Origin of the sequence: Chitinophaga sp., from assembly GCF_019236475.1 — a bacterium.
Lineage (GTDB): Bacteria > Bacteroidota > Bacteroidia > Chitinophagales > Chitinophagaceae > Chitinophaga.
Map to the genome: position 1 here is coordinate 565350 of NZ_JAFAIX010000013.1, position 11740 is coordinate 577089.

General features: G+C 45.3%; 9 protein-coding genes. All 9 read left to right on the forward strand.

Annotated elements, in window-relative coordinates; genetic code table 11:
- The first annotated feature begins 9 nt into the window (after nt 1-9).
- The 9 genes from rsmH (at nt 10) to murC (ending at nt 11739) form a co-directional block, all read left to right on the forward strand.
- Nucleotides 10-921: a 16S rRNA (cytosine(1402)-N(4))-methyltransferase RsmH gene (gene rsmH, locus JO154_RS24295; protein ID WP_291951026.1), complete on the forward strand. Its 912-nt coding sequence runs from the start codon at nt 10-12 to the stop codon at nt 919-921.
- Nucleotides 922-1034: 113 nt separating this feature from the next.
- A complete protein-coding gene (locus tag JO154_RS24300; RefSeq protein WP_291951029.1) occupies nt 1035-1418 on the forward strand; it encodes an FtsL-like putative cell division protein in 384 nt (127 codons plus the stop codon).
- 151 nt (nt 1419-1569) lie between these two features.
- Nucleotides 1570-3672 carry a penicillin-binding protein gene (locus JO154_RS24305; RefSeq protein ID WP_291951032.1) on the forward strand — a complete coding sequence of 701 codons (2103 nt, stop codon included), beginning with the start codon at nt 1570-1572 and terminating at the stop codon, nt 3670-3672.
- Nucleotides 3673-5139 (forward strand): UDP-N-acetylmuramoyl-L-alanyl-D-glutamate--2,6-diaminopimelate ligase, encoded by a 1467-nt coding sequence (locus JO154_RS24310; RefSeq protein ID WP_291951035.1) that lies wholly within the window; start codon nt 3673-3675, stop codon nt 5137-5139.
- A gap of 107 nt (nt 5140-5246) precedes the next feature.
- Nucleotides 5247-6506 (forward strand): phospho-N-acetylmuramoyl-pentapeptide-transferase, encoded by a 1260-nt coding sequence (gene mraY, locus JO154_RS24315; protein ID WP_291951039.1) that lies wholly within the window; start codon nt 5247-5249, stop codon nt 6504-6506.
- Nucleotides 6507-6553: 47 nt separating this feature from the next.
- Nucleotides 6554-7894, forward strand: a complete 1341-nt coding sequence (gene murD / locus JO154_RS24320) for a UDP-N-acetylmuramoyl-L-alanine--D-glutamate ligase (protein ID WP_291951042.1) — start codon at nt 6554-6556, stop codon at nt 7892-7894.
- Between the two features lie 43 nt (nt 7895-7937).
- Nucleotides 7938-9134, forward strand: a complete 1197-nt coding sequence (locus JO154_RS24325; protein ID WP_291951047.1) for an FtsW/RodA/SpoVE family cell cycle protein — start codon at nt 7938-7940, stop codon at nt 9132-9134.
- Between the two features lie 33 nt (nt 9135-9167).
- Nucleotides 9168-10262 carry an undecaprenyldiphospho-muramoylpentapeptide beta-N-acetylglucosaminyltransferase gene (gene murG, locus JO154_RS24330; protein WP_291951050.1) on the forward strand — a complete coding sequence of 365 codons (1095 nt, stop codon included), beginning with the start codon at nt 9168-9170 and terminating at the stop codon, nt 10260-10262.
- Nucleotides 10263-10389: 127 nt separating this feature from the next.
- Entirely contained in the window at nt 10390-11739 is a 1350-nt protein-coding gene (gene murC, locus JO154_RS24335) for a UDP-N-acetylmuramate--L-alanine ligase (protein ID WP_291951052.1), read from the forward strand.
- Nucleotide 11740 lies beyond the last annotated feature (1 nt).

Here is an 11740-nt window from a genome sequence, read left to right on the forward strand (position 1 = left end):
CTGTAGCATATGGGCGAACAGCAATATCATTTACCCGTTCTGCTGCAGGAAACAACGGAGCTTTTACATATCAATCCTTCTGGAACATATGTGGATGCTACGTTTGGAGGCGGAGGACATTCAAGAGCCATACTGGAAAAACTGGGCGAAAACGGTAAACTGATTGTATTTGATCAGGATGAAGATGCCTACAAAAACAGGATTATAGACGATCGCGTCACTTTTGTACAACAGAATTTCAGACACCTGCAACGATTTCTGAAATTACATAAAGCGGAACCAGTAGACGGCATTCTGGCCGATCTCGGCGTTTCATCCCATCAGTTCGATACGGCAGAAAGAGGTTTCAGTATCCGATTCGACGCTGATCTCGATATGAGGATGGATACCAGAACCGACTTCACCGCAGCACAATTGCTGGCCACATGGTCCGAAGCAAGGCTACACCTCCTGTTCCAAGAATATGGAGAAGTAACCAATGCCAAAACACTGGCACAAACCATCGTGAAGAACAGAAAAACACACCCCATGCGCACGATTGCAGCCTTCAAAGCTGTTATTCAGCCAATCGTAAAAGGGAATCCGCAGAAATACCTGGCCCAAGTATTCCAGGCACTGCGTATAGCCGTTAACGATGAACTCGGCGCACTAAAAGACCTGCTCTCTCAATCAGCAGAAGTGTTGAAACCAGGAGGCAGACTCGCCATTATCACCTTTCACTCGCTGGAAGATAGAATGGTGAAAAACTTTATGAAATCTGGCAGTTTCGAGGAAGCACAGGACGATCCGTTTGGCTTGGAAACACCCCCTAAATTGTTCAAACTTATCACGAAAAAACCGGTTACCGCCAGCGAAGCAGAGCTGAAAAGCAATAGCAGATCTAGAAGCGCAAAACTGCGCGTAGCCGAAAAAACCTTGTAGCCCGGTCCTAAAAAAAACCTGGCTTCAATCCTATCATTCCTATTCACTGTGATTGCTTATCTGATGATGGCTAATGCAATATCCATTTCGTAATTCTTAAAAAAGCATAGCGCGTGTTAGAGGAAGAAATAATCGAAAAAAAACAGGAAAATCCAGCCGTCGAAGGTAACCCTGAAACGCTGGAACCTAAAAAAGAGTGGCGGCTCCGTATCAACTATTCCATGTTGGTACAGAACATGCCCCGTATCCTGTTTCTTGCTGCCCTGGCACTAATCTATATCGCCAACAGCCACCTCGCTGAAAAGAAAATACGCCGTATCAATCAGCTTAGCAAAGAAATTAAAGAGCTCAAGTGGGAATATATCAATGTGAAGAGTGAGCTCATGTTCAGAAGCAAAATGAGCGAAGTCAGCAAATCCGTAGAGCAACTGGGACTTAAACAACTCAGCTCCCCTCCTCGAAAAATTCTGCTGAATAACGAAACAGATAAAAAATGAATAACACATTGATACCTGATTCTGCCCGCCTGTATTACCATACCGGCGGGGATGCTGGTAAATACTATATGGCAAGCATCTCAATAAAACCGCCAGTGTCAGGTATCATACCTTATAGCTCTCCTCCATTGGAGAACCTAATAACTTAGCAGTGGATGTAAAAAAAGACATATTGTGGCGTGTGTATCTGTGCCTGATCGGCATGGCGCTCTTCGGCGTCGCTATCCTCGCCAAAGTCTTCTATATCCAGAATATCCAGGGCTCCTACTGGCGCAGTATGGCTGATAGTCTCCATACCCGCTACGTTGCCCTCGATGCCGACAGAGGTACCATCTATTCTGAAGAAGGGAGAATGCTCTCCACTTCTATTCCCTATTTCGATATCAGAATAGACTTCGCCGCTGATGGCCTCACGGATAAAAAAGGACTGGTGTTCAGAACAAATCTGGACTCCCTCAGCCTCTGCCTGTCACAGTTGTTCAACGACCGCTCCCAGGCAGAATATAAAAAAATGCTGCAGGAAGGTTATAAATCGAGAGACCGGTACTTCCTCCTCAAAAGAGACGTACCATTCAATCAATACCAAACCCTGAGAACACTTCCGATGTTCCGACTCGGTAAAAATAAAGGTGGCATGATCGCGGAAACAAAAAGTAAACGCATCAACCCCTTTAAATTACTGGCCAACAGAACAATCGGCCTCGCCCGCGAGAACTCTCAGAGCGTTGGTCTGGAAAGAACCTACGATGATTACCTCCACGGTGTTACCGGTAAACGCCTGATGCGTCGCATCGCCGGCGGTACCTACGTTCCCGTGGAAGGATACGATATCGAACCAGAGAATGGCCGCGATATTGTAACTACCATCGATGTGAATATGCAAGATATCGTGGAAACAGCCCTCATGAATATGATGGTGCAAAATGAAGCAGATCACGGTACCTGTATCCTCATGGAGGTGAAAACAGGGAAAATCAAAGCACTCGCCAATATCGGACGTCAACCAGATGGCAGCTATTGGGAAAATATGAACTACGCACTGCAGGTAGGTGAACCAGGTTCCACTTTTAAACTGGCCACCGTGATCTCTGTGCTGGAAGATAAATATGCTACCATGAATACAATGGTAAACATGGATGGCGGTAAATGGAAAGTTGGCCGTAGAACAGTATATGATTCTGAACCCCATCCGGGCCCACAGAACGTAACTATCAAACATGCATTCGAGCTCAGCTCTAATGTGGGTATGGCCAAACTCGCTGTTCAGTATTACAGCAAACAACCGAATAATTTTGTCGCACATCTGAGGAAACTCAAACTCGACCAAATTACCGGTATTGACCTCTTAGGCGAAGGACGCCCGGTGATTAAATCCACTAGCTCCCGCACCTGGTCCAATACCTCCCTCCCTTGGATGGCCTTCGGTTATGAAGTATTGATCAGCCCACTGCAAACAGCCATGCTGTACAACGCAGTGGCCAACAACGGTAAAATGATGAAACCCTACCTCGTCAACTCTATTATGGAATATGGCCAGGTAGTAAAACATTTTGAACCAACGGTAGTAATGGACAGCATCTGCTCTCAAAGTACACTCAGGCAGGTGCAGCAAATGCTGGCTGGCGTTGTCACCAACGGTACAGCTAAGAAATTGCAAAACCAATACTACTCTTTCGCTGGGAAAACAGGTACCGCCCTCGTTGCCAATGGCAGCAGAGGGTATGCCGATAAAATATACCAAGCCTCATTTGCAGGATATTTCCCTGCCAATGATCCGCAGTATACCTGCGTGGTAGTAATCAAAAACAAACCGCATGCACTGCGCTTCTATGGCGCGAGTGTTGCGGGTCCGGTGTTTAGAGAAGTGGCAGATCGCCTCTTCGCCCTGGCAGTGGAAAAACAAGCGCCTATGCAGGCGACTTTAAAAATTGATTCTACACTGGCCATGAAAAATGGTAAAGGCGCTGAATGGAACGAAATCCTTCAAACCCTTCACCTCCCCGCTAGTAATGCTACGGCTTCTAACTGGGTAAGTGCCAAAGTAGATAACCAGAAGGTAACCTTCCAACAGGTCAGCCAACCTAGAGGCGCTGTGCCAGATGTTACCGGAATGGGACTGAAAGATGCGCTGTACCTGCTGGAAAATGCAGGCCTCCGCGTTGTCATCAAAGGCGCTGGTAAAGTGAAAACACAATCACTCCCCGGCGGAACTAAAATTGGAAACGAACAAACTATCGTAATTGAACTGAGCTAGATGAAGACGCTGCGCGACATATTATACAATGTAAGCATCATCGCCGTCCATGGAGATGCCAGCATCTCCGTGAATGCACTGGCCATCGATTCCAGGAATATTGGTAAACAAGATGCATTCATCGCTGTAAAAGGCGTACATGCGGACGGTCACCAATATATCGAGAAAGCTGTATCCCTCGGTGCAGCCGCTATCATCTGCGAATCCCTGCCAGAGATAATGCATGAAAATGTCACCTATATTCAGGTGAAAGACAGTGCTGCCGCCAGCGGCATCATGGCAGGAAACTTCTTTGATAACCCCTCCCACCAACTCAAACTGGTGGGCGTAACAGGTACCAATGGTAAAACAACCATCGCTACTCTCCTGTTCCGACTGTTCTCTACAATGGGCTATCATTGCGGACTCCTGTCTACCGTACAAAATCAAATAGGCGATACCGTTATCCCGTCTACCCATACCACCCCAGACCCTATTAGTCTGAATGCCCTATTGGCTAAAATGGTGGAAGATGGTTGTCTCTATGCGTTTATGGAAGTTAGCTCCCATGCTATCCATCAACAACGCATCGCAGGCCTCCGCTTTGCTGGTGGACTGTTCAGCAATATCACCCACGATCACCTGGATTACCACAAAACTTTTGATGAGTATATCCGCGTGAAAAAATCCTTCTTTGATAACCTGCCACAAACGGCTTTCGCACTCACCAACCTCGACGATAAAAGAGGTAATGTGATGCTGCAAAATACCAAAGCCCGTAAGGCGACTTACAGTCTCCATACCCTGGCGGATTTCAAAGGAAAAATCCTGGAAAATAACCTGACAGGACTCATCATGATGATAGATGATACAGAAGTACATTTCCGTCTGATAGGTGAGTTCAATGCCTATAATCTGCTAGCCGTATATGGCGCCGCCAGATTGCTAGGTGAAGATAAAGCCACTGTACTCCAAGCCCTCAGCAATATCCAGGGCGCGGAAGGCAGATTCGATTACTTTATCTCAGATAAAGACCAGATCATCGCTATTGTGGATTACGCCCACACGCCTGATGCATTGAAAAATGTACTGGCTACCATTCAAAACCTCCGTAAAGGAAATGAACAACTGATTACGGTGGTAGGATGCGGGGGCGACAGAGATACCGCAAAACGCCCTATTATGGCGGATGTAGCCGTGGAAAACAGCGACCGTGTGATCCTCACCTCGGACAACCCTCGCTCTGAAGACCCGGCGGCTATCATCGCTGAAATGGAAAAAGGTGTTCCTGTGCATCTGAAGAAAAAATGTATCTCCATCGTTGACAGAAAAGAAGCCATTAAAACGGCTATCTCCCTCGCCGGTAAAGATGATATCATCCTCGTTGCCGGAAAAGGTCATGAAAAATACCAGGAAATTCACGGCGTGAAACATCCGTTCGATGATAAACTGGTACTACATGAAATGCTGACAATGCTGGAAAAATAAATCCGTGAAACCGGTACGTGCAGTTGATGTAATAATCTTAATAACTCAATGACTTAAACACCTGCTTCGCCATCAATGGCAGGCCAGGCAGGTACTACTAAAACTATATGTTATATTATTTTTTAAATTATCTGAAAACTCAATTCAACTTCAGCATCGTGGGTGGTGGAATGTTCCAGTTTATCACCTTCCGCGTAACCATGGCCCTATTGCTGTCATTGGTGATATCCCTGCTGTTGGGTAAAAGAATTATCAGATTGCTCCAACGTCGTCAGATCGGGGAAACTATCCGCGAACTAGGACTCACCGGTGAAAATACCAAGAAAGGAACACCTACTATGGGTGGTCTTATTATTCTGTCTGCCATTGTCATTCCAACATTATTATTCGCACAGGTGGCCAATGTATACATCTGGCTGATGTTGCTCAGCACCATCTGGCTGGGATTAATCGGCTTCCTGGATGATTATATCAAAGTATTTAAAAAGAATAAAGAAGGCCTCGCCGGACGATTCAAAATCATGGGTCAAGTAGGACTCGGATTGATCGTGGGATGTACACTCTATTTTAATAATGATGTAGTGGTGTCCCGTGAAATCATGGGGGCAAAGAAAATGGCGCCTTATGAACACGTAGCGAAAAATCACCCGGAAAGAGTAACCCGCGATGGTCACCGCTTTGCGGATGTGAAAACGCCTATCACCACGATCCCATTTGTAAAAAATCATGAGTTCAATTACGCTAAACTCATCTCCTGGATTCCCGGCGCTGAAAAGTATACCTGGGCGATCTATATACTGATTGTAATCTTTGTAATTACGGCTGTATCTAATGGTGCGAATTTAACGGATGGACTAGACGGCCTGGCAACGGGCGTTTCGGCGATTATAGGGATAGGCTTGGGTATTTTTGCCTATGTCTCCGGTAATATACAATTCGCAGAATACCTCAATGTGATGTACATCCCGAACCTCGGTGAATTGTCCATTTTCATTGCGGCATTCGTAGGCGCCTGCGTTGGTTTCCTTTGGTATAATGCTTTTCCAGCACAGGTATTTATGGGAGACACGGGCTCGCTGGCCATCGGTGGTATCATCGCTTCCCTGGCATTTATCGTTCGTAAAGAACTGCTGATCCCCATCTTCTGCGGCGTATTCCTGGTAGAGTCACTATCTGTAATGATACAGGTGTCCTACTTTAAATATACCAAGAAGAAATATGGTGAAGGTAGACGACTGCTGAAGATGTCGCCACTACACCACCATTATCAGAAACTGGGTTATCATGAAAGTAAAATTTCAGTGCGCTTCTGGATCGTAACCATCATGTGTGTGGTTTCCGCCATTGCAACACTGAAAATGAGATAGTAAAAAGAGAATCAATTCATTAAAACTAACGTAGAAGATTAAACGAAATGGCACATCAACTAATCATATTGGGAGCGGGAGAGAGTGGAATCGGCGCAGCTTTGCTGGGTAAACAGCAGGGATATGAGGTTTTTGTGTCAGACGGAGGTCGAATATTAGACATTTATAAGCAGGAACTGGCGGTAAACCAGATACCATTTGAGGAAGAACATCACTCCTGGGATATTATCCTGAATGCGGATGAAATCGTGAAAAGCCCAGGCATCCCTGAGAAATCAGATCTGATGAAAAAGGTACGCGAAAAAGGCGTTCCTGTCATTTCCGAAATTGAACTGGCATACCGTTTTTCGACAGGTAAAAAGATTATTGCCATCACCGGCAGCAACGGCAAAAGCACTACCACTGCCCTCACCTACCACATCTTCAAAACCGCAGGTTATGATGTGGCCATGGTAGGAAATATCGGTATCAGCTATGCCCGCCAGGTGGCCACCGCTCCAGCGGAGTATTATGTGATTGAAGTTAGCAGCTTTCAGTTGGATGACATTAAGGAATTCAAACCCGATGTAGCCATCCTCCTGAACATTACGCCTGATCACCTGGATAGATATAATTACCAAATGGTAAATTATGTCAAATCCAAATTCAGAATCACCATGAACCAAACCAATGACGATAAATTTGTCTATTGCATGGATGATAATGAGATCACGCAGCACCTTACGCAGCAACCCATTTATTCAACATCAATACCTTTTACCATCATGAAACGATTGAAAGCAGGCGGCTTTGTCGACAACGACCAGTTGCACATAAAGGTAGACGAGGACCCAGTGATAGTTTCCATCTATGACCTGGCACTGAAAGGGAAACATAATCTCTACAATTCCATGGCCGCAGGCATCGCTGCCAAAACCATGGGCATTCGTAAGGAAAAAATCCGCGAAAGTCTTACCAGCTTCAAAAGCCTGGAACATCGCATGGAATATGTAGCCACGGTAAAAGGTGTGGATTTTATCAACGACAGCAAAGCCACCAATGTCAATTCCGTATGGTTTGCACTGGAAAGCATTGAGAAAAAAGTCGTGCTGATAATGGGAGGTGTGGATAAGGGAAACGACTACAGTGCTATCCGTCCGCTGGTACAGGAAAAGGTGAAAGCGATTGTTTGTCTGGGCGTGGATAATAAACCTATCGAAGAAGCGCTGTCTAAAGATACACCAGTGATGGTGAGCACTACCAGTATGAAAGAAGCAGTTACCACTGCGCTGAAACTGGCAGATAAAGGAGATGTAGTACTCCTCTCTCCTGCCTGTGCGAGCTTCGATCTGTTTAAAAATTATGAAGATAGAGGCCGACAATTCAAAGATGCGGTGAGGGAATTATAATAATTGGGTAAAGAGGTATTGTAACGGTCAAGAATAAACGAATATGAATAATCTGCTCTATAGAACCAAAGGCGATAAAGTTATCTGGACGATAGTGATTTTCCTATCGCTGGTTAGCTTGCTGGCGGTATATAGTGCAACCGGCTCACTGGCCTACAGGGAAAGAGGTGGACATACAGAGTATTATCTCCTTAAACAACTTTCCGTACTGGTCATGGGGCTGCTGATCATCTACTTTGCGCACCGGGTAAATTATACCATTTATTCTCGCGTGGCACAAGTGGGCTTCCTGATATCGATCCCGCTACTAGTGTATACACTGGCTTTCGGTTCACATATCAACGACGCCAGTAGATGGATCAGACTCCCGATCATTAACCTGACATTCCAAACATCGGACGTGGCAAAACTGGCCATATTCATGTATGTAAGCAGGCAATTATCGCGAAAACAACACATTATTGAAGATTTCCGGAAGGGTTTCCTTCCCATCATCATACCAGTAGGCGTTATCTGCTTGCTCATCATGCCTGCCAATATGAGTACGGCGCTATTGCTGGGTGCTAGTTGTATGCTGCTCTGCTTCATTGGCAGAGTACCTATCCGCTTCCTAGCAGCTATGATAGCCGCTGGAATGGTACTGGTAGTGCTGATGTTCATGCTAGCCAAACTGACAGGAAAGGAAATGCGTACCAAAACATGGCAAAAACGTATCGACAGCTTCCTGTATGATGATCACACAGAAACACCCTACCAGGTACAACAGGCAAATATTGCGATTGCTGGTGGCGGATTTCTGGGGAAAGGCCCTGGCAATAGTACCCAGCGTAACTTCTTGCCACATGCCTATTCGGATTATATCTATGCAACGATTATTGAAGAATATGGAATGGTAGGCGCTTTCTTGATCCTGGCGGCGTATATGTTACTACTACTACGGTGTATTCGTATATATCGCAAGTGTCCTTACGCCTTCGGTGCATTCCTCGCAGTAGGTCTTAGTGTCACCCTGGTCATACAGGCACTCACCAATATGGCGGTAAATGTGCACCTATTCCCAGTTACAGGGGTTACGCTCCCCATGGTAAGTATGGGTGGTTCCTCCGTAATATTCACCAGTTTGGCCATCGGTATTATTCTCAGTGTGGCTAGAAATGTGGAAGAAATGGAGGGTAAACAAGCCGAAAAAGAAAGACTCGAAAGAGTAATGGCAGCAAGAGAAGACCAAGCAATAGCTTAATAATATTCAGAAAAAACTAAAGAACAATAGCAAATGCAACGCAAAATTATCATAGCAGGCGGCGGTACCGGAGGACATATCTTCCCTGCCATTGCCATTGCCAATGCGTTGAAGAAGATTCAGCCAGATACGGAGATTCTTTTTGTAGGCGCCAAGGGAAAGATGGAAATGGAGAAAGTGCCACAGGCCGGCTACAAAATCGTCGGACTCGAAATTGCAGGATTCAATCGCAGCAATATCTTTAAAAATATACTGCTGCCTTTTAAAATCTGGAAAAGTTTGAGAGACGCGAAGTCCATCATCCAAAACTTCCAACCTAATGCAGTAGTGGGTGTTGGTGGATATGCGAGCTTCCCGATCCTGAGGGCTGCCCAAAAAATGAATATCCCGTCCCTAATACAGGAACAGAATTCATTTGCCGGCAAATCCAATAAGATCCTGGGGAAAAAAGCCAAAAAAATATGCGTAGGATATGACGGCATGGATAAATTCTTTCCTGCCGATCGAATCATACTAACGGGTAACCCTGTACGAAATAATATCACGCAATCGGCCGTTACCAAACAGGATGCGTTGCAGCATTTTGGTTTGTCGGACACTAAGCAGACGGTATTCGCAGTAGGTGGTAGTCTGGGTGCTAAATCCATCAATGAAGCGCTGCAACCATTGCTGGAAACATTGGTGAAGAAAGACATACAGTTGATCTGGCAAACAGGTAAACCGTTTTATGAAACGGCTAAAGCAGCAGCGGCTCCTTATACTTCACATGTGAAAGTATACGAATTCATCAACGTGATGGATTTCGCCTACAAAGCTGCGGATGTAGTACTATCAAGGGCTGGAGCACTCGCCATCGCTGAACTCTGCGTGGTTAAAAAACCAGTCATCTTCGTACCATATCCATTTGCTGCAGAAGATCATCAAACCTCAAATGCGATGAATCTCGTAAATAAGAAGGCTGGTTTGATTATTAAGAACGATGCAGTGCAATCCGAACTGGAAAGTGTACTCTTCAGTCTCCTGCAAAACAAGGCGCTGATGGAACAAATGGAACAGAACATCGGGACACTGGCCCATCCAAACGCAGATATGGACATTGCAAAACAAGTACTGGCCATCGCCCAATAAAAATTAAAAAGCAGGACAAAAAGGTCTGCTTCCACATACAGAAACGCAATCTGAAGAAAAATCTGATAACAGTTCTTCAGAAAAATTTTAAACAGCTATCATAGATATCTGTCTTTATAGTGAGAATATGGATTTGAATAACATACATAGGGTTTATTTCATTGGCATCGGCGGTATCGGTATGAGTGCCATTGCACGCTATTTCAATGAAAAAGGCGTAAAAGTGAGCGGATACGATCGTACGTCAACAGTGCTGACCAAGCAACTGGAAGAGGAAGGTATGCAAATCCATTACACAGACGACATTAATCTCCTGGACAAAGATGCTAACCTCGTCGTATATACGCCAGCCATTCCTGCTAATCATACAGAACTAGGATGGTATCGGGAACATGGATATGAAGTCGTGAAACGCAGTGATGTATTACAAGAAATCACCCGCACCCTGTTTGCAATTACAGTAGCCGGTACACATGGTAAAACAACTGTTTCCACCATGATTGCCCATCTGCTCACAGATAGCGGCTATGGCTGCAATGCTTTCCTCGGCGGCATTAGTGTGAATTACAATAAGAATTTCTGGAGCAGCGATAAACAAGTGGCAGTCATTGAAGCAGATGAATATGATCGCTCTTTCCTGAAATTAAGTCCTGACATTGCCGTTCTGACGTCTATGGACCCAGACCATCTGGACATTTATGGCACTCCGGAAGCAATGGAAGAAGCTTTTATTCAGTATACACACAATATTAAACCGAATGGCACGCTGATTGCTCGGTTCGGCCTTCATCGCGATAGAGAACTGAATGCAACGAAAAAAATGCTGTACAGTTTACAGAACAATGCAGCAAATGCATACGCTACCAACATTCGCATGAAGCACGGTGGATATGAATTTGATGTGATGCAGCAAGATTGGATGATTGACAACCTGGAACTGCACATCGGTGGTATGCACAATGTGGAGAATGCAGTGGCAGCCATCACCGTAGCACATTTGCTGGGTATCAGCGCTGATAAGATCCGCGCAGCGGTGGCCTCTTTCAAAGGCATCAAACGCAGGTTTGAATATATGGTGAAAAATGATCGTCAGGTATACATCGATGATTATGCACACCATCCAGAGGAACTGAGAGCACTGATCAACAGTGCAAAGGCGCTCTTCCCAGGCAGAAAAACAACAGTGATTTTCCAGCCGCACCTGTTCAGCCGCACACGCGATCTGGCAGATGGCTTTGCAGAAGTGCTGTCCATCGCCGACGAAGTGATACTGCTACCTATCTATCCGGCACGCGAACTGCCAATAGAAGGCGTTACCAGCGAAATGATTGCCAACAAAATCACCGCACCGGTACGTGTCATGCAGAAAGAGGAATTGTTGAAATGGCTGGAGTCAAATCCTTCTCCATTGCTGATCACAGCAGGAGCAGGTGATATCGATCAGTTAAGAGAACCAATTAAAAAAATCGTTCAATAAT